The following is a 22,779-nucleotide window of genomic DNA, read 5'->3' as shown; positions in this document are numbered from 1 at the left end:
GCCTGATCGACCGGCCAGGCCCAGGGAGACGAGGAGAGAACGATGAGAACACCGACGATGCGCGTGGCAGGCACGGCGCTGATCGGCGGCCTGCTGCTCGGCGCGAGCGCCTGCTCGACCCAGCCGCTGACCAAGGAGCCCGGGGCGGTCGGCGCGGGAACGCAGACCGCCCAGGCCGAGCAGGCCTCGACGGGCACGCAGGCGGCCGGGGCGCAGGACGAGGCTGATGCCGGTGCCCAGGGGCCGGCGACCCGCCCGCTGAAGCAGGTGGACAAGGACGTGGGCACCCGGGCGCACCCGCTGCCGGCCGGCACCCCGATCGACGACGGTGACTGGACCGTGACGCTCGGGACGCCCTACGACGGCTGGTCGGAGATCCGCGCCGAGGACCCCTACAGCGAACCGCCGGAGGAGGGCACCGAGTACTGGCTGGTGCCGGTGACCGCGACCTACACCGGCAGCGACTCCGCCGAACCGTGGCTGGACCTGCAGTTCGGGTTCGTCAGCGAGGAGAACCGCAGCTATGAGGACTGGTGCCCGGTGATCGTGCCGGACGACCTGATGGAGGTCGACGCGCTGTACACCGACGCCACCGTGGAGGCGAACGTGTGCCTGCAGATTCCGGCGGAGGCCAGTGGGCTGTGGACGGTCGGCAGCTACTGGGGCGAGAAGACGTTCGTCAGCGGGCAGGCAGGTGAGAGCGATGAGTGAGGGCCGACGTGTGGTCGGGCTGGTCGGTCTCGGGCTGGTGCTGGTGCTGGCGGCCTGCGACGCCGGGGCGGTGGCGCCGCGGGGGCAGACCGAGCCGGCGCCGGGTGCGGCCGCCGGCGGCGAGACTGCGGGGGCGAATGCGGACACGGCGGAGCCGGCGGGGACAGACGAGCCGACCGAGGAGCCTCCACAGGAGGCCACGGAGGAGCCGACGGAGGAGCCGACGCCCGAGGCCGGCACGCGGGAGAACCCCATTCCGATCGACACCCTGGTCGGCAACGACGACTGGGACATCCAGCTCGGCGACCCCTATGAGGCGTGGGACGAGGTGCGCGCGGAGAACCAGTTCAACGACCCGCCCGGTGACGGGATGGAGTTCTGGATCCTGCCGGTGACCGTGACCTACGTCGGGGAGGAGACCGGTGACCCGTTCTGGGACCTGGACTTCGGGTTCGTCGGCGACGACTCCCGCACCTACGACGACGACTGCGGGGTGATCCCGGACGAGCTCTACGACGTCGGTGAGGTCTACCCCGACGGTGAGGCGAGCGCGAACGTGTGCCTCGAGGTGCCGGAAGGTGCGCCCGGGTTGTGGACCGTGGCGCCGCAGTTCGGCGACCCCATCTTCTTCACCACCGAGGACGGGTGAGAGGCGATGGACGGGCGAGCTGCGCCGTCGGCGGAGGAAGCGACCGGCCGGATACGTGGGGCCGGCGACCGGTCGGGCGCGAGCGGCGAGCAGGCTGGCCCGGGGAGGCCTGCTGCGGGTGCGGAGGCTGCGGATGCGGGCGAGGAGACCACGGCCGTGCGCGGGTGCACGCAGGGCTGCTTCTCCAGCCAGGCGGGCCTGGCAACGTTCCAGCCGTGGCCGGTGGAGCAGGCCGTGGCAGCGGCATGGAAGCCATCGATGTGGCGGTGAAGAGCCCTCGGGTCGCCGTCGCCGATGTGCATCGGCAGCCATACCGGGGCCGAGTCGCCGAGCTTCTCCGGGATCCACCGGTCCCCGACGAACACGAACGCCTCCCGGCCGTCCTGGGCGACCGGCACCACCGTGGAGACTTGAGAATCGAACGTCGCCGACCCGGGCGAAGTGCCGCCAGTCGCTCCACGGGCCCGCCGGGGCCAGCGCGGTCGATCGAGACTTTGTAGGCCAGCCGATCGAGACTTTGTAGACCCACTCGAATCTCTAGCGACAGGTCTCGCGACCGCCCGCTTTCGCGGCGCGAGCCGCCTCCACGGCCGCGAAAGCGGGCGTTCGCGACCCATGGGGAGGGGGAAACGCGACGCGCGCACCCCCAATGCGTACCCACACGCTCCGCGGCACTAGCGTCATCAGCATGACCTCGCCCACCCCGGACGCCCTGCGCGCCCTCGGCCTCCCGGCTCAGGTCCGGGCCTGCCTGTTCGACCTGGACGGTGTGCTCACCCAGACGGCAACCCTGCACTTCGCGGCCTGGAAGCAGACCTTCGACGCACTCCTGGCCGACCTCGGCGAAGGAGAGTTCACCCGCGCCGACTACGCCGCGTACGTGGACGGCCGCCGCCGCTACGACGGTGTGCGCACCTTCCTCGCCTCTCGCGGCATCGAACGAGAAGAGGGCAGTCCCCACGATCCGCCGGAGGCGGACACCATCTGCGGGATCGGGAACCGGAAGAACGCCGATGTGCAGCGCATCCTGGCCACCGACGGTGTGGACACCTTCCCGGGCAGCGTGCGCTACCTGGCCGCGGTCCGCGAGGCCGGGCTGGCCACCGCGATCGTCACCGCATCCGCCAACGGTGCCGCCGTGGTCGAGGCCGCCGGGCTGGCCGAGCAGTTCGACACCCGGATCGACGGTGTGGTCGCCGCCGAGCGGCAGCTGCCGGGCAAGCCGGCACCGGACACGTTCCTGGCCGGCGCCGAGGCGCTCGGCGTCGAGCCGGCGGCGGCCGTGGTGATCGAGGACGCGGTCTCCGGGGTGCAGGCCGGCCGCGCCGGGAACTTCGGGTACGTGGTCGGCGTGAACCGCCTCGACCACGCCGAGGCCCTGTCCGAGGCAGGGGCGGACGTGGTGGTCGACGACCTGGCCGACCTGCTCACCGAGGGGGCCGGGACCACACTGTCCCGCCCACCGGTCGCGGTCCCCGGCCCGCCGGCCGACCGCCCAGACGACGAGCCCACCACCGGCGAGGAGGATCCGTGAGCAACGGCCACGGTCAGCACAGCACTGGGGAGACCGGCGACACCACCGAGTACGCCGAGCAGCGCAGCGGCTACGAGATCCACCCGTGGAAGCTGGTGCGCAACGGCCTGTCCCTGCAGGACCTGGCTGCCAGCGAGTCCCTGTTCACCCTCGCCAACGGGCACATCGGGCTGCGCGGCTCCCTGGAGGAGGGCGAGCCGCGGGTGGTGCCGGGCACCTACATCAACGGCTTCTACGAGCAGCGGCCGCTGCCGCACGCCGAGACCGGGTACGGCTTCCCGGAGTCCGGGGAGACCGCGGTGAACGTGACCGACGGCAAGATCCTGCGGTTGTTCGTGGGCGACTCCCCGTTCGACCTGCGCTACGGGCACACGCTCAAGCACGAGCGCGCCCTGGACCTGCGCAGCGGCACCCTGGACCGGTACACCGAGTGGGTCTCCCCGAGCGGCACGCCGGTGAAGGTCACCTCCCGCCGGCTGGTGTCCCTGGTGCACCGCTCCCTGGCGGCGATCAGCTACGAGGTGGAGCCGCTCGAGGACGACGTGTACGTGGCCCTCTACTCCGACCTGCTCGCCAACGAGCAGGCCGGGCGCCCCTCCTCCGACCCGCGGGACGCCGCCGTGCTGGAGCGCCCGCTCAAGGCCTTGGCGTCCGCGGCCCGCGGCCAGCAGGCCGTGCTCATGCACCGGACCCGCAAGTCCAGGCTGCGGATGGCGGCCGGGATGGACCACATCCTGCAGGTGCCGCCCGGTGCGAACACCACGATCGAGGCGAACGGCGACCTGGCCCGGTTCACCGTGACCGCCCAGATCCCCCGCGGGCAGAAGCTGCGGCTGGTGAAGTACCTCTCCTACGGCTGGTCGCACCGGCGCTCCGCACCCGCGCTGCGGGACCAGGTGGAAGCGGCCCTTGCCGTGGGCAAGCTGATCGGCTGGGAGCAGCTCCTGGAGCAGCAGCGCGCCTACCTGGACGACTTCTGGAGCTCCTCCGACGTGCAGATCGACGGCGACCCGGGTCTGCAGCAGGCGGTCCGGGTCTCGATGTTCCACGTGCTGCAGTGCGCCGCACGCTCGGAGGGGCAGGGCATCGCGGCCAAGGGCCTGAGCGGTATCGGCTACGACGGGCACACGTTCTGGGACGCGGAGGTGTTCGCGCTGCCGATGCTCACCTACACCGCGCCCTCGGCGGCCCGCGACCACCTGGTCTGGCGGATGGACACCCTGCCGCAGGCCCGCGAGCGCGCGACCGAGCTGGGTCTGGCCGGAGCAGCGTTCCCGTGGCGGACGATCACCGGCAAGGAGTGCTCCGGCTACTGGCCCGCCGGCACCGCCGCCTTCCACGTGAACTCGGCGATCGCCGATGCGGTCTCCCGGTACGTGGCCGCCACCGGCGACACCCAGTTCGACGCCGAGATCGGCACCGACATCCTGGTGGAGACCGCGCGGCTGTGGATCAGCCTGGGCCACTACGACGACGGGAAGTTCCACATCGACGGCGTGACCGGCCCGGACGAGTACACCGCGATCGTGGACGACAACGTGTACACGAACGCGATGGCGCAGGCGAACCTGCGGGCTGCGGACGCCGCCTGCGAACGCAACCCGGACCAGGCCGCCCGGTTCGCCGTCACCGCCGAGGAGCGGGCTGCCTGGCGCCACGCCGCGGACGCGATGATCTTCCCCTACGACGAGGACCTGGGGGTGCACGCCCAGTCCGAGGACTTCACCACCCAGGACCAGTGGGACTTCGAGCGCACCGCCGACGAGCACTACCCGCTGCTGCTGAACTTCCCGTACTTCCAGATCTACCGCAAGCAGGTGGTCAAGCAGGCCGACCTGGTGCTGGCGATGCACCTGCGCGGCGACCTGTTCACCCCGGAGCAGAAGGCCCGCAACTTCCGCTACTACGAGGCCCGCACGGTCCGGGACTCGTCCCTGTCGTCGACCACCCAGGCGATCCTGGCCGCTGAGACCGGGCACCTGCAGCTGGCCTACGACTACTGGGCCGAAGGGGCCTTCGTGGACCTGGGCGACCTGCACGGCAACGTCGACGACGGGCTGCACATCGCCGCGATGGGTGGTGCCTGGCTGGTGGCGGTGGCCGGTTTCGGCGGGATGCGCGACCACGGCGGCACACTCACCTTCGCCCCGCGGCTGCCCGCCGACCTGAACCGGCTACGCTTCCACGTGCGCCAGCGGGAGGCGGTGCTCGCCATCGACATCGCCCGCCACGAAGGACGGGTGAGCGCCAAGTACGAGCTGGTCGAGGGTGAGGAGCTGCACACCACCCACCACGGCGAGCAGGTGCACGTCCGGACCGGCCACCCGGTGCGGATGCCGGTGCCCGCGGTGCCGGAGGTGGAGCCGGTGGACCAGCCGGCCGGGCGCGCACCGGTGCGGCGGGTGCCGCAGTCATAGCCCGACGGCGGAGCTCACCTCAGGTGGTTTGCTCCGGTTGGTCCGGGGTGCTCAGCTGCAGGCCGGCAGCCCGGGTGGCACCACCTCGGCGCGCAGGCGTCCGACCTCCTCATCAGTGCTGGTCAGATAGTCCAGCACCGACCTGGCTTGCTCCCCGGTGAGCTCGCCGCAGGAGTCCTCGACGAACAGCTCCGCCAGCGGCGGTCCAGGCCAGCCGACCGGCTCCTGGCCGCCGGCATCGCCGGTCACCTGGACCGTTTCCACCGGCAGCACGTCGCCGACGGGCGTGGCCTCGTCGAGGGCATCGAGCAGTCCGGTGAGCACTGCCCGCCCGTGCTGCTCTGCTCGGCTCAGGTCCGCGCCCTCCTCCTGGCCGAGCCCGTAGGCGCTGGTGACAGCCGGCTGCACGCCGCCGTAGTAGGTCACCACAGTGGTCGCCTGGTCGGTGATCGGTACGTCGCCGAGGTCGGCGTCCGCAGCGAGCTCCTCGTCGGCGAGGTCTGCGACACCCTCCAGCTGGCAGGAGCCCAGGTAGGCCGGTTGCCACGGTCGCCCGGCCGGCGGCGGTGGCGCCATCCGGGGCGCGGTCAGCGCATCCACCGCGCCCGGTGCCTCCTCCGCAAGGGTGAGCACCCAGCCGTCGGCGTACAGCACGGTGGTGAGCAGGCGGGTGCCGCGGGCGTTCCCGACCGTGAGCAGCACCTCGGCAGAGCCCGGCTCCCCCGGCGGCTTCTCCTCGGTGCCGGAGCACTCGGCGGTCGGATCCACCGGCTCGGGGTTGCATGCACTGAGCCCGAGGGCGAGAAACGCCCCGCAGAGCACAGCAGTTGCAGTTCGTCGCATCTGTCGATGCTACGCAGGCCGAGCGGTCCGGCGGCGCCGCCGCAACGGGCAGTTCTTCCCCGTCAGCCGCATGCGGACATCCCCGGGGCGACCACGGTGGCCCGCAACCAGCCGACGTCGTCGTGCGTGCGCTCGCCGAGGAACTCATACACCTCCAGTGCTTCCTCACCGGTGAGCTCACCGCACTCGTCGTCACCGAGGAGCTCATCCAACGGCGGACCCGGCCAGCCCTCCGGCTCCGGCTCACCGGCCTCCCCGACGACCTGCAGCGTCTCGATCGGGAGCACGTCGCCGGTGGCAGTCGCCTCATCGAGCGCGTCGATCAGACCCTCGAGCACCGCGCGGCCGTGCCGCTGGTCCCGGCTCAGACCGTCACCGGTCCCCTCGTGGCCGAGCGCGTAGGCGCTGGTGCGCACCACGCCGTCGCCGCCGTAGTAGGTCACCGACGTCGTGGACGCATCGGTGACCATCGGTTGACCCAGGTCGGCACCGTCGTCGAGCTCCTCCGCAGCGAGAGTGTCGATGCCGGCTACCTGGCAGCTGCCCAGGTAGGCGGGCTGCCACAGGTCGCCTGTCGGTGGCGGTGGGGCCATCAGTGGCACCTGTACCGCCGCCAGAGTGGCGCGTGCCCCGTCCTCGGCCGGGACCACCATCCAGCCGTCGGCGTAGAGCACGTGGCCCCGGGAGGTGGTGAGCAGCACCTCCGCCGCGCCCGGCTCCCCCGCCGGCACCTGCCCGTTCCCGGAGCACTCCGCGGTCGGGTCCACCGGCTCGTCGCTGCACGCGGCCAGGCCGAAGGTCAGGAGCAGCCCGGTCAGCACAGCAGCTGAAAGTCGTCGCATGGACGGGATGCTACGCAACCGGCACGGCCCAGCGCTCGGCCCGCGATGGGCACCTCTGCCCCGGGTGCTCACCCCACCCCGGGCAGGCGCGGCCCAGCGTTCGGCGCGCTCTGGCAGGATTGCCTGCCATGAACTCCGGCTTCGGACCCAGCCCCGACCACCAGCAGCCCGGCGCCCAGCAGCCTGGCCACCCGGGAGGGTCTGGGTATGGGGCCGCTGCCTACCAGCCCGGCTACAGCGCGGCCGCCTACGATCCGGGTGCCACCAGCGGCAGCAACCCAGCGGGGCGCGTATCGCTGGCCGCCGGCGTCCTGGTGGTGGTCATCGGCCTGGTCCAGCAGGTCGTCGGCTACCTGATGCCGATGCTGATCACCGGCTCGGGCACGGCGTCCTACGAGACCTACCGCCTGTTCTCCTACGCGGCCGCCGGGACGAGCGTGCTGATCGGGATCGTGGCAGTGGTCGCCGGCAGCATCGGGCTCAGGGCACCTGGCAGGCCGAAGGCCGCGGCCGGCGCCGGAGTGGCGCTCGGGGCCTGGGCGATCCTCAGCGCAGTGGTCGGCTTCGCCGTCCCGGCGATCATCACCGGGTTCTGAGCCGACCTGCTCAGGTCGCGGCAGCGGCTCTGGGGCGGCCGCCGGGCCGGCCGCTGTGCTGCTCAGTCGCAGCCGGAGACACCCGGCGGCAACGCGCGCACGGTGAGCTGCGAGCTCGCCTCCCCCAGGCCGTCCTCACGGGCGAAGGTGAGCACCGCCGTCGCCTGGTCCTCGGTGAGCACCCCACAGCCATCCTCGCCGAGCAGCTCGGCCGGTGGCGGCCCGGGCCACTCGAAGTCCTCAGCCACCTCGCTGCTGCCATCGACCTGCGCGGCGGTGACCGGGAGCTCCTCACCGGTGACGACCAGGTTCGCCTGCAGGAAGTGGGTGAGCGCAGCGAGTCGTTCCCGGGCACGACGCTCGGACCAGTCCAGGCCCTCGGTGTAGCCGGTGTCGAAGGCGTGCACCTCCACCTCGGCACGGGTGGCGCCGTTGTCATAGCTCACGTAGGTCCACGGACGGTCGGTGATCGCCACCCGGCCGTACTCCGGGGAGCCGAACAGGGCGTCGCTGGCCAGGTCGCGCAGCTCGTCCAGGGCGCACGGCAGCAGGTAGCCGGTGCGCCAGCTGCCGGGCCGGTCGTCGTAGGGGCCCACCACGGCGCGCGGCAGCGTCCCGGCAGCCGCCAGCGCATTGGTGCTGGCCGCACCCTGCTGCCCGTCGAGCAGTGCGGCTGTGCCGTCGTCGTACACGACCGTGGTCAGATCCCAGGGGCTGGTGCCCTCGGCGATGGTGAGCAGCACCCGCGCCTCCCCGGGTTCCGCGGCGGGCGGCTCCTCACCGGGGCACTCCAGCGGCGGTTCCTCCTCGAGGCCGAACAGGGAGCAGCCGGTCAGCCCGGCACCGAGCAGCGCCACTGCCGCCACTGCGGCGGCCACCCGTGCGCATCGAACCATGGGCACCACCTTATCCAGCACGGGACCGCCGGCTGGTGAGTCACATCGCTGGGGTCCTAGCACCAGCAATCTGACTCACGAGCCAGGATCGGGTGCTCAACGGAGCAGCTCGCGGGGCACCTGGTCGGCCCCGCGCACCCCCTCCAGGAGGCGGGCGTCGATCCCGTCGCCCCGGCGCAGCACGCTGATCGCCCCGGAGGGTTCGAACACCACGGCCGCCACCTCCCCGCGGTGCCGGATACCGGCCTGGCGCAGCCGGGACTGCAGCTCGGCGAGCACCACGTGGCAGTGCCGCATGTTCTCCTCCAGCACCGTGGAGCCGGCCATCAGCAGCACCGGCTCGGACACGATCAGCCGGCCGCCCCGGCGCACGGTGCGCACCAGCCCGGCGATTCCCTGCATCAGCACCAGGGTGGCCAGGGAGAGGATCCCGGCGGCCAACCGTGGGGCCTCGCCGAGCGCGGCGCGGCCGAGCACCGACCCGAACGCGATCACCGCGGCCACGTCGAAGCTGGACATGCTGGAGAGCATCCGCTGGCCGACCAGCTTGATGATGATCACCATCGCCAGGTACATGCCGGCAGTGCCCAGCACCACGGCCAGCGCCTCCATCGGGGTGACCCAGAGCAGCTCGCGCATCGTCACCGCCTCAGCCTTCCAGCGCCGGGTGCAGAGTGTGCAGCGCCCAGGTGCGTTTGCGGGCCATCACCAGGCAGGTACCGATGAAGGCGACCACCCCGACGGCGCCGAGCACGATCGCGTCCCGCACCAGGTGCGCAGTCAGCCCACCGGTGAACACCACCCGCAACCCGTCCACCAGGTAGGTCATCGGCAGGTACGGGTGGATGGCGCGCAGCACCGAGGGCAACGTCTCCACCGGGTAGATCCCACCGGAGGAGGTCAGCTGCAGCATCAGCGCCACCAGCAGCACCGCGGACCCGACCAGCCCCAAGGCACTGCGCGCCAGGTGGGCGATCAGGGTGAACACCAGCGTGGCGAGGGTGACCATCGCGAACGCGCCGAGCGGGTCGACCACGTCCAGGCCGAGCGCGAGCTCGGAGACCGCGAGCAGCAACCACGCGCCGATCAGACCGACCGTGGCCACCGGCAGCCAGCCCACCAGCGCCATCCGCACCGGTGAGGCTGTCGATGCCACGGCGCGTCCCGTCGTCGGGCGGAGCACCAGGAACACCACGATGCCGAACACCCACAGCGAGATGGCGAAGAAGAACGGGGCCAGGCCGCGGCCGTAGACGTCGGCCGGGTTGTCCACCGCCAGGGTGACGTCGGTCGGGTCGCCGAGCACGGCGGCGTTGCGCTCCCGGGTGTCCGGATCGAGTGCCGGGACGGCGGCCACCAGCTGGTCCAACCCGTCGGCGAGGTCGTCTGCGCCGCTGGAGGCGTCGGCGATGCCGTCGGCCAGCTCGGCCGAGCCGGTGGCGGCGTCGGAGATACCGTCCGCCAGCTCGGCGGCACCGTCCCGGGCCTCCGGCAGCTGGCTGGCGAGCTCAGCAGCACCGTCGGCCACCTGGTGGGCGCCGTCGTTCAGCTCGTTGATGTTCGCCTGCCCGGTGCGGATCTCGTTCTGCAGGTCCGGGACGGCGGTGAGCAGGTTCTGCGCGTCGGTGCTCACCTGCTGCGCGTCGTCGTTGACTCCTTGCAGGGTGTCGTCGATCTCACCGGTGCGGTCCGAGACCCGGCCGGCAGCCTCCTGCAGGTCCGCGAACGCCTGGTCGTCGGCGAGCTCGGGATGCTCCTCCACCAGGGCCGCCAGGGCGTCGTCCACCTCGTCGGTGCGGGTGGACAGCGAGTCGCTGCCGCTGGCCACCAGGTCGGTGACCGAGGCGACCGAGTCCGACACCGAGGCTGCGCCGTCGGCCACGTCCGGGATCCGGGGCACCACCTCGTCCGCGAGCGGGTTGACCACGTCGGCCACCTGCTGGGTACCGCCAGCGACCTGGCTCGCGCCGTCGCTGAGCTGGGCGGCGCCGTCGGAGGCGTCCACCAGGCCGTCAGCCAGCTCCTGCGACCCGGACTCGGCGTCGGCAAGGCCGTCAGCCAGCTCGGCCGACCCCGACTTGGCGTCCACCAGACCGTCGGAGAGCTGGTGCGCACCGTCGTCGGCCTGGGTGAGGCCGTCCCGGAGCTGGTCCAGCTCCCCGTAGACGGACTCGAAGTAGGCGGAGGTGGCGGCCACGTTGATCTGCTGGTGCAGCTCGGCCTGCACCGACTCGGCCATGATGCCCACCACGTACCCGTTCGCATCGTCCCGGCGCATCTGCACCTCAGCACGGTGCGGGGTGCCGTCGGCGCCGGAGGCGAGGTTGGCGGAGAAGTCCTCCGGGATGATGATGGTCATGTAGTAGCGGCCCTCGGCCAGCCCGTCGGCCGCATCGGTGGCATCTGTGGGCGCGAAGCCGAAGATCGGGTCCTCCAGCATGGTCTCCACCAGCTCGTCACCGGCCGCCACCTCGGTACCGTCCACGGTGACCGGCTCGTCCAGGTTCACCACGGCCACCGGGACGTCCTCGAGGGTGCCGTAGGGGTCCCAGTTCGACCACAGGTACAGGGCGCCGTACAGGCACGGGACGATGACCAGGAACAGCACGGCGAGGGTGGGCAGGAAGCCCTTGTGCCGGGTGATCTCGGCGCGGGCCAGGCGTAGCGTTCTCATCGTTCTGCTCCGTCTCGGTCGGTGCCGGGCTGGTCGGGCTCGTCGGGCTGGTCGGGCTCGTCCTGGTCGGGCTCGTCGGTGTCCGGCCGGCCCACCCGATCCGGCTCGGCCGGGGACTCCTGCCGCTCGCGCTCCGGTGGGCTCTCCGGCTGGTCGCTCGGGCTGCCGTGCTGCGCATCGGGTGGGCTCTGCGGTGTCTCGGGCGCCTCGGCCGGCGGGGAGCTCGCCACGTGGGCTGCGGGGCCGCTGTGCCGGTGCAGCACCAGGTGCACGTCGGCCTGATCGGGCACGTCCGTGGCCGTGGCGATCACGGTGGTGCCGGTGGCAGCCACCTCGGCCGCGAGCTGCCAGAGCTGGTCCCGCTCGGCCGGCACGAGACCGGCGTCGGCGTCATCGAGCACAATCACCTCCGGGCCGACGACGGCGGCCAGCAGCAGGTGCAGAGCGGTGGCTTCCAGCGCGGGCAGCTCCGAGACGGGGGTGTGCGGCTCGAGCACCAGTCCGCTGCGGGCGCGCCAGTCCTCGAGGCGGTCCTGCACGTCGGCGGGTCGTTGGCGTACCCAGTCCGCTGCGTCACGGGCGTTGGTCTGCACCGAGAGGTTGCCGTCCAGGCCGATGTGGTCGGCGAGGCGGGCCACGGCCACCCGCTCTCGGACCTGCTTCAGCGCTCGGTGGTTGCGGCGGTCGGCGGCCACGGTGCATCCGGCGAGCTCGAGGCTGCCTGCGGTGGGCTGCAGCCGGCCGGCGATCGCGAGCAGGAGCGTGGAGCGCCCGGTACCGGAGGCGCCGGTGATCACCACCAGGTCGCCGGGCTGGGCAACCAGCTCGACGTCGCGGAACGCCCAGCCGCGGGAGCCGCGCAGACCGAGCCCCTCCAGCCGCACAGCGGGTGTGGTGCTCGGGGGCTCGACCGGGGGCCCGGCAGACGGGGACTCGGCAGAAGGGGTCTCGGCAGACGGGGTCTCGGCAGAGGGGGCCGAACCGGCAGAAGGGGCAGAGTCTGCGGAGGGCGTAGAGGCCGGGGAGGCGGGTGTGCCGGCAGAACCGGCTGGGTCCGGAGAGACACTGCCGGCCGTGGCGGTAGCTGCGGACCGAGCACCGGCGCCGTCCGCCGGCGAGAGCGCTCCAGCAGAAGCGTCGTGCTCCGCTGCGGGCGGCTGGTCGGCACCGTCCCGCCCTGCGGCTGCTGCGTCCTCGGCTGGCTCACGACCAGCGTTCCGTTCGTTCTCCTGCACTGCTACCGGCCCTCCCGTCCGCCGGCCCGGCGCGCACGCGCGAGGCCGCGAACGAGGGTAGTCCTCCCTTCCTCCGGCTGCCTGCGGAGGGCCGTCATCCCACCGTGGTCTCGGCCACGTCGCCGCGCTTGCCTGCTGCCGCTGGCGCCGTCGCGGCACAGGCCCGTCGCTGGGCTGCGACGACATGGCCGGGGCGCGCGGGCTGTGACACCATCGCGCCATGCCCATGGTGAGCGCTGAGACGGTCGTGGACCTCGACCCCCAGCAAGCCTTCGCCGTCTCGCAGACCACCGGCGAGGTGAGGCTGCGCTGGGACCCGTTCGTCCGCCGTCAGCACTTCCTCGACGGCGCCACCGCCCCCGACAAGGGAGTGCGCACCCTGACCGTGCACCGCTGGGGCGCCCGCATGGTCAGCGAGTACGTCTCCTACGCACCACCGCGGAACGTCGGGATGCGGATGGTCACCGGCCCGTGGTTCTTCCGCACGATGGCCGGCGGCTGGCGGTTCGAGCAGGCCGGCCCGGGCCGCACCCGCGCCATGTGGAAGTACAACTTCACCTGCCAGCCGGCGTGGTTGGCGCCGCTCGCCGAACGGATCGGCACCTGGGTGCTCGGCCGGGAGATCGGCCGCCGCATCGAAGGCTTCGCAGCGGGGTGTGCGGACCCCGAGGTGCTCGCGGCCGTGCACTAGCCGCCCCACCACACCTCGCGCGGAGGTCTGCTGGGGCTATAGCACCAGTATTCGTCCACGCGAGTCATCCGTACGGCTTGTAGTACTGCGCAAAACGCCCTTACCTGGGTGCCCCTGAACGGCTGCCGCGCGGTGCCTCGTGCTGCTGACGGCGGCCCTGACACGAGGAGCAATGATGCACAGACGCAAGCTGCGTTCATCGCGAGGACTACCGATGGTCCTCGCTGCGGTGCTCACCGGCACACTGCTCGTGCCGACAGCCGCACTGGGGGACTCGCCCGCTGAGGTGGGCGACGGCGAGTCCAGCGCAGAGGCCCTGCCACCGACCGTGGTGCCCTCCCCGCAGGAGTGGACCCCGGCGACCGACAGTGGGGACCCGCTGACCTTCGACCGGCGGGTACGGATCCTGGTCGAGGACGCCGAGCTGGAGCCGGTCGCCGACCTGCTCGCCTCCGACCTGACACAGGTGAGCGGAATCCGGCCGGTGGTGCTGAGCATGCGCAACCCGCACCCGCGTCAGAGCGACATCCTGCTCAGCAGCGTGCCCGCTGCCGATCTCGGCGAGGAGGGCTACGGGCTCGCGATCACCGACTACGTGCACCTGACGGCGGCCACCTCCGACGGCGCCGTCTACGGCACCCGCACCCTGCTGCAGCTGCTCACCGGACAGAGCGAAGCCAGGGACACCCTCCCGCGCGGCACGATCGTGGACGAACCGGACTACGCGGAGCGCGGCGTGATGCTGGACGTGGCCCGACGGTTCGCCTCGGTCGACTTCCTCAAGCAGTACATCCGGGAGATGTCCTGGTTGAAGATGAACCTGCTGCACCTGCACTTCAGCGACGACGAGGCGTTCCGGCTGGAGAGCGACGTCCCGGGTCTGACGTCCGAGCTGCACTACACCAAGGCAGAGATCGCCGACCTGGTGGACTATGCACGCCGCTATGGCATCACGATCCTGCCGGAGATCGACGTCCCCTCGCACTCCACCCGCATCCTCCAGGTGCGCCCGGACCTGGGCCACGACTGCGAGGCGCTGCGCGACACCCGTCTCGGCCTGCTCGACCTGAGCAACCCGGCCACGCTGCCGTTCGTCACCTCGCTGATCGACGAGTACCTGCCGATGTTCGACGGGCAGTTCCACGTGGGCACCGACGAGTACCCGAACGCCTCGCTCAAGGACTCCGAGGAGAACCGTGAGCTGCTCGCCTCCTGTCCGGAGCTGGCCGAGGTCGCAGCGGAGCAGGGCTACGACGACCCGGGCGACCTGTTCCGCGACTTCATCGACGATGTGACCCGGCACATCGAGGGCCAGGGGGCGACCGCCTGGATCTGGACCTGGTTCGAGTACGTGGGCAGCAAGCCGCTGGAGACCAGTCCGGTGCTGGATGACTGGAAGGGCACCTCGGCCGAGGAGTACAGCGCCCAGGGATACCAGCTGGTCAACTCCGACGGCGGGTACACCTACGTGATGCCTGGGCGGCGGGTGCTCAGCCAGGAGTGGCTGCACGACACCTGGCAGCCGTGGATCTGGTCACCGCTGGCGGCGGACCTGGCCCTGGAACCGGACGACGAGAACCTGGTGGGGCTGAAGGTGAACCTGTGGAACCCACCCCGCTGGACTCCCTCCATCCCGGAAGCGGGGATCAGCGCCGAGCTGGCGCCGTTCCTCCCGCTGTATGCGGAGAAGGCCTGGTCGGGGATGGGCTACCCGAGCTACGCCGACTTCGCCGCTGCGGCACGCGCGGTGGGATATGCCCCGGGGTTCGGCCTCGGCCAGCTGGCCAGCTACCGGTTCGAGGACACCGCGCTCAGCTCACCGGGGGAGAACTCCGGTGGACTCGGCCGCCAGGGCACGCTTATCGGTGCCGAGCTCACCGATGGTCGGCACGGCACTGCGCTGGGCCTCGATGGCGGCAGCGACCGGATGCTCATCGGTGCACCGGACGTGGCCGGCCCGTGGAGCCTGGGTGTGTGGGTGCGCCGTGAGGCCACCGATGCCCGGCGCGCGATCCTGCTGGACTCCCCCACGGCCAGCATCCGGCTGGAGCAGCAGGGCCGGGGCGAACGGGTGGGCCTGACCAGCTACACCGGGGGCCGGGAGAGCAACCACTCCTTCGACTACAGTGCCCCGGCTGGCGAGTGGGTGCACCTGGGCCTGTCCTCGGACGAGTCCGGCACCAGCCTGTACGTGAACGGTGAGCTCACCGACAGCATCGACGCCCAGGTCCCGCTGCCGCTGCAGTACCTGGGCGCCACCGAGGACGCGATGGTGGGCGCCGTCGACGATGTGAAGGTGTTCGACTCGGCGCTGGACGCCGGCGGCATGCGTGCGCTGCACGACGGCCTGGTCGCGCACTACACCTTCGACTCCGAGGGCGGCGTGACCGTTCCGGACGCCTCCGGGCTGGGTCATGATGCCGGCGCCGAGCACGTGGACCGCGTCCCGGGCTGGTCCGGCGGCGGGATGGAGTTCGACGGCGGTGACGACATGGTCTACACCGGCATGCCCGCAGGTGTCGCCGACCAGTGGACGGCCACGGCGTGGTTGCGGCGGACGGACTCCGGCACTGTGGAGACGCTGTTCTCCTCCTCGGTGACCGGGTACGCCATCCGCACCTCGCAGTACCGCACCGGGCGGGTCGGGCTCACCCACACCGGTGACCCGGAGCGCTCGGACAAGCCGCCGGTGACCGACCGCTGGGACCAGTCCTTCGACTACACCCTCCCCGCAGACGGCACCTGGCGTCACCTGGCGTTCGTCGGCGACGAGGGCGGAACCACGCTGTACGTCGACGGCACGGAGGTGGACAGCACGTCCCGGCAGATCGAGCTGCCGGTGCAGTTCATCGGTGTCTACGACCGCGGTTCAGCGTCGCTGTCCGGCACGCTCGACGAGGTCCGGTTCTACGACCGGGCGTTGAGCGCGCAGGAGGTGGACGCACTCGCGGCAACGGGACGCTGATCCCGCCGGAAGCAACGGCACTCATCGCCGCGGTGGCCCATCGTGGGCCGCCGCGGCGATGTCATTTTGTTATTCGTATGATGACTCGACGGCGACGCTCACCAGCCGCAGTTCGTAGCGCTATTCCGCGGTTCTTGGGGGATTCTCCGCTGCTGTCCCACCTGTCCAGGGTCTCTTGCAGTTTTGCGCAAAACGGCTTTCACTCGTCCTCATTGCCCGGTCCGGTCGACCGGCGCACCCCGTCACAGACGTCCGCCCCGCTGAGCCGAAGGAGGCCCGATGCCACGCCGACGCTCGCAGTCCGCCCGGGTCACCCAGGCCGAGGTCGCCCGGATCGCCGGGGTGAGCCAGACCGTGGTGTCGATGGTGCTCAACGGCACCGGCATCGCCCAGCGTCGGGTCGGTGAGGATGCCCGCCAGCGGGTGCTCAAGGCGATCGAGATGACCGGTTACGTGGCCAACCCGATCGCCCAGCGCCTGGCCGGCGGACGGAACGCGCTGATCGGTGTGTACACCTACGAACCGGTGTTCCCGCACCGCGCCGGCGACTTCTACCAGCCGTTCCTGGAAGGGGTGGAGGGGGAGGCACAGCGTCAGGGCGTGGACCTGGTGCTGTTCACCTCGATGCCCGCCGGGCGGGAGCGGCAGCTGCTGGCCAGCGGCGGCATCCACCGGCTCCGGGTGGCGGACGGCTGCGTGCTGCTGGGCCGGCACTCCCACCCCGACGATCTGACCGCACTGACCAGCCAGGACTTCCCGTTCGCGTTCATCGGCCGCCGGACAGCGCCCGGGGTGAGCGTGCCCTATGCGGGTGCCGACTACGACACTGCCACCGAGAAGGTCACCGAGCGGCTGGTCACCGCCGGGCACCGGCAGATCGCGATGGTCACCGAGTTCACCCCGCACGAGTCCACCCAGGACCGACTCCGCGGCTATCGGCGGGCGATCCGGGCCGCCGGGTTGCTGCCGGTGGTGCTGGAGGAACCGGACCCGACGTCCGCCGAGCTGTTCGAGACCATCGCAGCCCACCGGATCACCGCCCTGCTGACCACCTCCGACCTGGCCCGCCCCATCCGGGACGCAGCGCTGGATCGCGGCCTGAACGTGCCGGGTGACCTGTCGATCGCCCGCCTCGGCGACCCTGAGCAGCGGGACCCCGGGGAAGTGACCTGGTCGGGATTCACCATCCCGCGCCAGCAGATGGGCATCGAGGCACTGCGCATCGTGCTCGGTCAGCTCGGCTCGCAGCACGGCCTTGCGGCGACCACCGCCCCCGCGGGTGCCGCCGCCGCAGCCGCCGCGCCCAGCCTCTCGTCTGAGGTCGCTGTCGAACCCGCCGGCGCCGAGCAGGTCCTCATCCCGTGCGAGCTCGTCGACGGCGAGACCATCGCCCCTCCCACCACGGGAGAACCCCAACCCAGCACCAAGGAGAACCCCCAGGTATGACCACTGTGCACGACGACACCGAGATCCTGATCGTGGGAGCCGGCCTGGGTGGTGTGGCCGCCGCCCTGGCCGCCGCCCGGCAGGGCGCGCGCGTGGTGCTCACCGAGGAGTTCGACTGGATCGGCGGCCAGTCCACCTCCCAGGCGGTGCCCCCGGACGAGCACCCGTGGATCGAGGACTTCGGCTGTACCCGCTCCTACCGGGCGTTCCGCGACGGCATCCGCGACTACTACCGGCGCGCCTACCCACTCACCGACGCGGCCCGGGCGCGCACCGACCTGAACCCGGGCGCGGGATGGGTGAGCAAGCTCTGCCACGAACCGAAGGTCGCCCTGGCGGTGCTGGAGGAGATGCTCGCCCCCTACACCGCCGGTGGCCAGGTCCGCCTGTACACCGGCCTGCGCCCTACAGGAGCGAGCGCACAGGACCAGGTGGTCTCCGCCGTCGAGCTGACCGATGTGCGCACCGGTGACAAGCGGACGATCCGGGCACAGTTCGTGGTGGACGCCACCGAGACCGGTGAGCTGCTGCCGCTGGCCGGGATCGACTACGTGACCGGGTTCGAGTCCCGCACCGAGACCGGAGAGCCGAGCGCACCAGAGCAGGCGCAGCCGGAGAACGTGCAGGCGCTGAGCATCTGCTTCGCCGTGGAGCACCAGGCCAGAGCCGACCACACCATCGACAAGCCGGAGCAGTACGAGAAGTGGCGGCAGGTGCAGCCGGAGTTCTGGGGCGGCCCGCTGGTCAGCTGGACCGCACCCCACCCGCGCACCCTCCAGATCACTCACCGGGTGTTCGAACCCAACCCGGGCGACGACGCGCTCGCCGTGGACGCCGACCAGAGCAAGGACCCCGGCGACACCAACCTGTGGACCTTCCGCCGGATCCTCGCCCGCGACCTGCACACCCCGGGTGCCTTCAGCAGCGACGTCACCCTGGTGAACTGGCCGAGCATCGACTACTTCGAGGCCCCGGTGCTGGACGTGCCGCCCGAGGTGGCCGAGCAGCGGCTGGCCGACGCCAAACAGCTGAGCCTGTCGATGCTGTACTGGATGCAGACCGAGGCGCCGCGCCCCGACGGTGGTCGCGGCTGGCCGGGCCTGCGGCTGCGCCCGGACCTGATGGGCACCGAGGACGGTCTGGCGATGGCGCCCTACCACCGGGAGGGCCGTCGCATCCGCGCGCTGGAGACCATCACCGAGCAGGACGTCTCCCCCGCCGCGCGTGGTGAGGACACCGCCCGGCGCTACCCGGACAGCGTCGGCGTGGGCATGTACCGCATCGACCTGCACCCCTCCACCGGCGGGGACAACTACATCGACGTGCCCGCTGCCCCGTTCCAGATCCCGCTCGGAGCGCTCATCCCGCGCGGTGGGGGCAACCTGATCGCCGGGGCGAAGAACATCGGCACCACGCACATCACCAACGGCTGCTACCGGCTGCACCCGGTGGAGTGGAACATCGGCGAGGCGGCCGGAGCGCTGGCGGCAACCTGCCTGCGGCAGGGCAGCACACCGGCGGCCGTGCACGCCGACCCGGCCGCCGTGTCCGCGTTCCAGGAGCTGCTCGTGGCCGATGGCGTCGAGCTCGACTGGCCCGAGGGTGTCTATCCGTATTGAGCACCCGGCACTGAGCGTCCCGTCCTGAGCACCCGGCGCACCGTGCACCCGACAACGAAGTCCCGGCGACCCCCGCCGGTCCCACCCAACGAAGGAGAAGTACCGTGCGACACCCACGTAGCACGCTGCTGGCCGGCCTGGCCGCGGCCAGCGCTCTGACTCTCGCCGCCTGTTCCGGCGGAGGCGGGGACAGCGGCGGCGACGACACCCCCGACGGCCCGGTCGACCTGCGGATGACGGTCTGGACCGCCTCCGAGGACCACCTTGAGCTGTTCAACGACATCGCCGACACCTACATCGCCGACCATCCGGACGAGGTCTCCTCGGTCACGTTCGAGACCGTGCCGTTCGACGACTACACCACCACGCTGACCACCCAGATCGCCGGCGGCAACGCCCCGGACCTGGCCTGGATCTTCGAGTCCAACGGGCCCGAGTTCGTCGCCAGCGGAGCCCTGATGGACCTGGGTCCCACGTTCGAGGCCACGAGCGGCTACGACCTGGAGGACGTGGATCCGGCGACCCTGGAGCTGTGGCAGTCCGACGGCGGGCTGTACGCCTACCCGTTCTCCAACTCCCCGTTCGTGATGTTCGTGAACACCGACCGGGTCTCCGAGTCCGGGCAAGACAACCCGGCCGACCTGCTCGCCGACGGTGAGTGGACCTACGACGCCGCCCGGGACATCTCCGCAGGCTCGGTGGACGAGCTCGGCGGCGCCGGCCTGGTGGTACGCGACTTCGACTACCAGATCTGGTCCAACCTGGCCACGGTCTGGGGCGGCTGGGACGCCGAACCGTGGAGCGCCGACGGCAGCACCTGTGAGTTCGGCTCGCAGGAGATGATCGACGCGCTCAGCTGGTACCACGACGCCGTGTTCGAGGACGGGGCGATCCCCGGCCCAGGCACCTCGGCGGACTTCTTCGCCGGCGACACCACGATGACGATCACACAGATCTCCCGGGCCTCCTCGCTGGACGGGTCGTTCGAGTGGGACATCGTGCCGCTGCCAGCCGGGCCCGCCGGTCAGCAGAACGTGGTCGGTCAAGCCGGGCTCGGGGTGCTTGCGAACAGCGAGCACCCGGAAGCCGCGGCGAACTTCCTCGCCTACTTCACCAACCCGGAGAACTCCGAGTCGCTGGCGCTGTACTTCCCGCCGCCGCGCACCTCGCTGCTGAACCCGGAGACGCTCGCCGAGGGGAACCCGCTGTTCTCGCAGGATCAGCTGCAGACCGTGGTCGACTCGATCACCGGAGCGACGACGAAGCCCGCGCACCCGAACTTCGCCCAGCTGGACACCGCGGTGCGCAGCGCCCTGGACCCGCTGTGGACCGCCGACGCCGACGCGGCCAGCGTGGCCCCGGCGGTGTGCACCGACATCGAGTCCTTGCTGCAGGGCTGATGACCACCGCCACCACAGCCCCCTCCGGCCGGCGGCCCGGCCGGCCGGAGGGGCAGCGCCGACCGGAGCGGCAACGCCAGTCCACCTGGCGGCGCCGGGACGCGGCGACCGGGTACGCGTTCGTGGCCCCGGCCGTGATCGGCGCGATCGCGTTCGTGGTCGGTCCGCTGATCGCCGTCGCCTGGTACTCCCTGCACGAGTGGAATGTGCTGGCGAACACCTTCACGTTCGTCGGCGCGGACAACTACCAGGCGATGCTGGACGATCCGGCGCTGCACGACTCGCTGCTGGCCAGCCTGTGGTTCTCCCTCGGTGTGGTGGTCCTCAACCTGACCCTGTCGTTGGGGCTGGCGATCCTGCTGAACCAGAAGCTGCCCGGCACCACGTTCTTCCGGGTGCTGTTCTTCTCCCCGGTGGTGGTCTCGCTGGTGGCGTGGACGATCGTGTGGGGCTTCCTGCTGCAGGCGGACAACGGCATCAACGCCTTTCTGTCCACGCTCGGCATCACCGGCCCAAACTGGTTGCGCGGCTCGGTGACCGCCATGATCTCGGTGATCGTGGTGCAGGTGTTCAAGAACGTGGGCCTGAACATGATCCTGTTCCTGGCCGCCCTGCAGGGGGTGCCGGAGGAGATCCAGGAAGCGGCCCGGTTGGACGGTGCCGGGGCGCTGCGCCGGTTCTGGTCGGTGGTCCTGCCGATGATCAGCCCCACGGTCCTGCTGGTGGCCATCCTGACCGTGGTCGGCTCGCTGGAGACGTTCGCGCTGATCGACGTGCTCACCGACGGTGGCCCCGGCACCTCCACCACCGTGCTGGTGTTCTACCTGTACCGGCAGGCCTTCGAGTTCAACCAGTTCGGCTACGCCAGCGCCATCTCGGTGCTGCTGTTCGTGATCGTGCTGGTGCTCACCCTGCTGCAGTGGCAGACGCGGAAGAAGTGGGTGTTCCATGAAGCCTGATCTGGCAGAGAAGCCCGCCGGGGCCGTCGGGGAGGAGCCGTCGACGGCGCAGCGTGGGGTGCGTAGGCGCCGCACCGGGGCTGGCCCGTTCGGTATCGAAAGGCTCGGTCGGCTTTCGATGGTGCTGCTGATGGTGCTGCTCGCGGTGCCGTTCGTGTTCCCCACCTGGTGGATGATCACCTCGAGCCTGAAGTCGACCAGCGAGATCCTGCGTATTCCGCCGACGCTGTGGCCGGCAGCTCCCTCGGTAGAGCCCTACCGGCAGGTGTTCGAGCTGCAGCCGTTCGCGCAGCAGTACTTCAACAGCGTGTACATCGCGGTGCTGGTGACGGTCGGCACGATCGCGGTGGCCGCGCTCGCCGGGTATGCGTTCGCCCGGATCCGCTTCCCGGGGGCGAACGTGCTGTTCGTGCTGGTGCTCACCGGGTTGCTGGTGCCCTCCGAGGTGACGATCGTGCCGCTGTTCAAGATGGTGAACGCCCTCGGCCTGATCGACACGCACTGGCCGCTGATCGTGATCCCGATCCTGGGTGCGCCGAGCGTGCTGGCCACGTTCATCATGCGCCAGTTCTTCGTGACCCTGCCCGGTGAGCTGGAGGAAGCGGGCCGGATGGACGGGCTGAGCCGGTTCGGAATCTTCGCCCGGATCGCGTTCCCGCTGTCCCGGTCGGCCGTCGCGGCGGTGGCGATCTTCATCTTCCTGAAGTCCTGGAACCTGTACCTCGAGCCGATCGTGTACCTGTCCAGCAAGTCGAACTTCACCCTGCCGCAGGCGCTGACCCAGTACGTGGACGCCTACGGAGGGCCGATCTGGAACGTGCAGCTGGCTGCGACCACGCTGACCGTGATCCCGGTGCTGATCGTGTTCATCGCGGCCCAGCGGCAGTTCATCCAGGGCCTGGCGAACACCGGCCTGAAGGGCTGACCACCGGGCCGGGCCAGCGCAGCCGGGGCCTAGTTCCCGCCTTGTCCGCTCGCGTGGAGCATTGCTGGGGCTATAGCGGCTCTTCCGGATTCAGAGTGCGTTGATGCGGGCGGCGAGCTGGCCAGAGTGTAGGAGGCAGCGCAGGACGTAGTGGGTGAAGTTCCGAAAGCCGAGGGCGATCCCGCGCAGGTGCTCCAGTCGTCCGTTGATCGCCTCGACAGGCCCATTCGAGGCTCCCTCGTGGTCGAAGAACGCCAAGATCTGGTCTCGTTTGCGCCACAGGGTGCGCCCGAGCTGGGCGATCTCCTCCAGCCCGTCGGGCAGCCCACGGCGGAGCTTGTCGATGAGGGTGGCCATGAGCTTCTTGCCGGTGCGCC

General features: G+C 71.1%; 19 protein-coding genes. 12 read left to right on the top strand and 7 right to left on the bottom strand.

Annotated features, from left to right (window positions below):
* The first annotated feature begins 42 nt into the window (after positions 1-42).
* The 4 genes from K338_RS0117955 (at position 43) to K338_RS0117930 (ending at position 5,311) form a co-directional block, all read left to right on the top strand.
* Positions 43-711 carry a hypothetical protein gene (locus tag K338_RS0117955; protein WP_157612620.1) on the top strand — a complete coding sequence of 223 codons (669 nt, stop codon included), beginning with the start codon at positions 43-45 and terminating at the stop codon, positions 709-711.
* On the top strand, positions 704-1,360 hold the full coding sequence (locus K338_RS24795) for a hypothetical protein (protein WP_157612619.1): 657 nt from the start codon (positions 704-706) through the stop codon (positions 1,358-1,360). Before K338_RS0117955 ends, K338_RS24795 begins: the two co-directional genes overlap by 8 nt.
* Before the next feature lie 688 nt (positions 1,361-2,048).
* Positions 2,049-2,894, top strand: a complete 846-nt coding sequence (locus K338_RS23755) for an HAD family hydrolase (RefSeq protein WP_022919544.1) — start codon at positions 2,049-2,051, stop codon at positions 2,892-2,894.
* The gene (locus tag K338_RS0117930; protein WP_022919543.1) at positions 2,891-5,311 is read left to right on the top strand and encodes a glycoside hydrolase family 65 protein; all 2,421 of its coding nucleotides are present in this window, start codon (positions 2,891-2,893) and stop codon (positions 5,309-5,311) included. Before K338_RS23755 ends, K338_RS0117930 begins: the two co-directional genes overlap by 4 nt.
* 51 nt (positions 5,312-5,362) lie before the next feature.
* On the opposite strand, the gene K338_RS0117925 is transcribed toward K338_RS0117930, so the two are convergent.
* Entirely contained in the window at positions 5,363-6,154 is a 792-nt protein-coding gene (locus K338_RS0117925; protein ID WP_157612617.1) for a hypothetical protein, read from the bottom strand.
* A 62-nt stretch (positions 6,155-6,216) separates the two neighbouring features.
* Entirely contained in the window at positions 6,217-6,996 is a 780-nt protein-coding gene (locus K338_RS0117920) for a hypothetical protein (RefSeq protein WP_157612615.1), read from the bottom strand.
* 128 nt (positions 6,997-7,124) lie between these two features.
* Between K338_RS0117920 and K338_RS0117915 the strand changes: the two genes are divergently transcribed.
* A complete protein-coding gene (locus K338_RS0117915) occupies positions 7,125-7,592 on the top strand; it encodes a hypothetical protein (RefSeq protein ID WP_022919540.1) in 468 nt (155 codons plus the stop codon).
* Positions 7,593-7,654: 62 nt separating this feature from the next.
* Here K338_RS0117915 and K338_RS0117910 read toward each other — a convergent pair whose 3' ends face one another.
* The 4 genes from K338_RS0117910 to K338_RS0117895 all read right to left on the bottom strand — a co-directional run bounded on the left by K338_RS0117910 (position 7,655) and on the right by K338_RS0117895 (position 12,046).
* The gene (locus tag K338_RS0117910; protein ID WP_157612613.1) at positions 7,655-8,488 is read right to left on the bottom strand and encodes a hypothetical protein; all 834 of its coding nucleotides are present in this window, start codon (positions 8,486-8,488) and stop codon (positions 7,655-7,657) included.
* A 96-nt stretch (positions 8,489-8,584) separates the two neighbouring features.
* Positions 8,585-9,127, bottom strand: a complete 543-nt coding sequence (locus tag K338_RS0117905) for a DUF421 domain-containing protein (RefSeq protein ID WP_027287007.1) — start codon at positions 9,125-9,127, stop codon at positions 8,585-8,587.
* Between the two features lie 10 nt (positions 9,128-9,137).
* Positions 9,138-11,162 carry a YhgE/Pip domain-containing protein gene (locus tag K338_RS0117900; protein ID WP_022919537.1) on the bottom strand — a complete coding sequence of 675 codons (2,025 nt, stop codon included), beginning with the start codon at positions 11,160-11,162 and terminating at the stop codon, positions 9,138-9,140.
* On the bottom strand, positions 11,159-12,046 hold the full coding sequence (locus K338_RS0117895) for an ATP-binding cassette domain-containing protein (protein WP_022919536.1): 888 nt from the start codon (positions 12,044-12,046) through the stop codon (positions 11,159-11,161). Before K338_RS0117895 ends, K338_RS0117900 begins: the two co-directional genes overlap by 4 nt.
* A 571-nt stretch (positions 12,047-12,617) precedes the next feature.
* On the opposite strand from K338_RS0117895, the gene K338_RS0117890 reads away from it, so the two are divergent.
* The 7 genes from K338_RS0117890 (at position 12,618) to K338_RS0117860 (ending at position 22,402) form a co-directional block, all read left to right on the top strand.
* The gene (locus K338_RS0117890; protein WP_022919535.1) at positions 12,618-13,088 is read left to right on the top strand and encodes an SRPBCC family protein; all 471 of its coding nucleotides are present in this window, start codon (positions 12,618-12,620) and stop codon (positions 13,086-13,088) included.
* Between the two features lie 214 nt (positions 13,089-13,302).
* Positions 13,303-16,053 carry a family 20 glycosylhydrolase gene (locus K338_RS24790; protein ID WP_022919534.1) on the top strand — a complete coding sequence of 917 codons (2,751 nt, stop codon included), beginning with the start codon at positions 13,303-13,305 and terminating at the stop codon, positions 16,051-16,053.
* A gap of 279 nt (positions 16,054-16,332) precedes the next feature.
* Entirely contained in the window at positions 16,333-17,499 is a 1,167-nt protein-coding gene (locus tag K338_RS23745; RefSeq protein WP_022919533.1) for a LacI family DNA-binding transcriptional regulator, read from the top strand.
* Positions 17,496-19,118 (top strand): FAD-dependent oxidoreductase, encoded by a 1,623-nt coding sequence (locus tag K338_RS0117875; RefSeq protein WP_022919532.1) that lies wholly within the window; start codon positions 17,496-17,498, stop codon positions 19,116-19,118. The genes K338_RS23745 and K338_RS0117875 overlap by 4 nt, the downstream gene beginning before the upstream one ends.
* 104 nt (positions 19,119-19,222) lie before the next feature.
* On the top strand, positions 19,223-20,518 hold the full coding sequence (locus tag K338_RS0117870) for an ABC transporter substrate-binding protein (protein WP_022919531.1): 1,296 nt from the start codon (positions 19,223-19,225) through the stop codon (positions 20,516-20,518).
* Positions 20,518-21,477: a carbohydrate ABC transporter permease gene (locus tag K338_RS0117865; RefSeq protein WP_022919530.1), complete on the top strand. Its 960-nt coding sequence runs from the start codon at positions 20,518-20,520 to the stop codon at positions 21,475-21,477. Before K338_RS0117870 ends, K338_RS0117865 begins: the two co-directional genes overlap by 1 nt.
* Positions 21,467-22,402, top strand: coding sequence for a carbohydrate ABC transporter permease (locus K338_RS0117860; protein WP_211218259.1), 936 nt, complete (start codon positions 21,467-21,469; stop codon positions 22,400-22,402). The genes K338_RS0117865 and K338_RS0117860 overlap by 11 nt, the downstream gene beginning before the upstream one ends.
* 90 nt (positions 22,403-22,492) lie before the next feature.
* On the opposite strand, the gene K338_RS0117855 is transcribed toward K338_RS0117860, so the two are convergent.
* A partial coding sequence (locus tag K338_RS0117855; protein ID WP_022919528.1) for an ISL3 family transposase occupies positions 22,493-22,779 on the bottom strand: 287 nt, incomplete at its 5' end.

Origin of the sequence: Ruania albidiflava DSM 18029 (assembly GCF_000421225.1) — a bacterium.
GTDB classification, from domain to species: domain Bacteria; phylum Actinomycetota; class Actinomycetes; order Actinomycetales; family Beutenbergiaceae; genus Ruania; species Ruania albidiflava.
The sequence above is the reverse complement of the archived record's forward strand: the minus strand, read 5'-3'. Positions and strand labels throughout refer to the sequence as shown.

Coding starts and splice junctions, on each gene's coding strand:
- K338_RS0117955 (WP_157612620.1), top strand. CDS start 43: ATGAGAACACCGACGATGCGCGTGGCAGGCACGGCGCTGATCGGCGGC.
- K338_RS24795 (WP_157612619.1), top strand. CDS start 704: ATGAGTGAGGGCCGACGTGTGGTCGGGCTGGTCGGTCTCGGGCTGGTG.
- K338_RS23755 (WP_022919544.1), top strand. CDS start 2,049: ATGACCTCGCCCACCCCGGACGCCCTGCGCGCCCTCGGCCTCCCGGCT.
- K338_RS0117925 (WP_157612617.1), bottom strand. CDS start 6,154: ATGCGACGAACTGCAACTGCTGTGCTCTGCGGGGCGTTTCTCGCCCTC.
- K338_RS0117920 (WP_157612615.1), bottom strand. CDS start 6,996: ATGCGACGACTTTCAGCTGCTGTGCTGACCGGGCTGCTCCTGACCTTC.
- K338_RS0117915 (WP_022919540.1), top strand. CDS start 7,125: ATGAACTCCGGCTTCGGACCCAGCCCCGACCACCAGCAGCCCGGCGCC.
- K338_RS0117910 (WP_157612613.1), bottom strand. CDS start 8,488: ATGGTTCGATGCGCACGGGTGGCCGCCGCAGTGGCGGCAGTGGCGCTG.
- K338_RS0117905 (WP_027287007.1), bottom strand. CDS start 9,127: ATGCGCGAGCTGCTCTGGGTCACCCCGATGGAGGCGCTGGCCGTGGTG.
- K338_RS0117900 (WP_022919537.1), bottom strand. CDS start 11,162: ATGAGAACGCTACGCCTGGCCCGCGCCGAGATCACCCGGCACAAGGGC.
- K338_RS0117890 (WP_022919535.1), top strand. CDS start 12,618: ATGCCCATGGTGAGCGCTGAGACGGTCGTGGACCTCGACCCCCAGCAA.
- K338_RS24790 (WP_022919534.1), top strand. CDS start 13,303: ATGGTCCTCGCTGCGGTGCTCACCGGCACACTGCTCGTGCCGACAGCC.
- K338_RS23745 (WP_022919533.1), top strand. CDS start 16,333: ATGCCACGCCGACGCTCGCAGTCCGCCCGGGTCACCCAGGCCGAGGTC.
- K338_RS0117875 (WP_022919532.1), top strand. CDS start 17,496: ATGACCACTGTGCACGACGACACCGAGATCCTGATCGTGGGAGCCGGC.
- K338_RS0117865 (WP_022919530.1), top strand. CDS start 20,518: ATGACCACCGCCACCACAGCCCCCTCCGGCCGGCGGCCCGGCCGGCCG.
- K338_RS0117860 (WP_211218259.1), top strand. CDS start 21,467: ATGAAGCCTGATCTGGCAGAGAAGCCCGCCGGGGCCGTCGGGGAGGAG.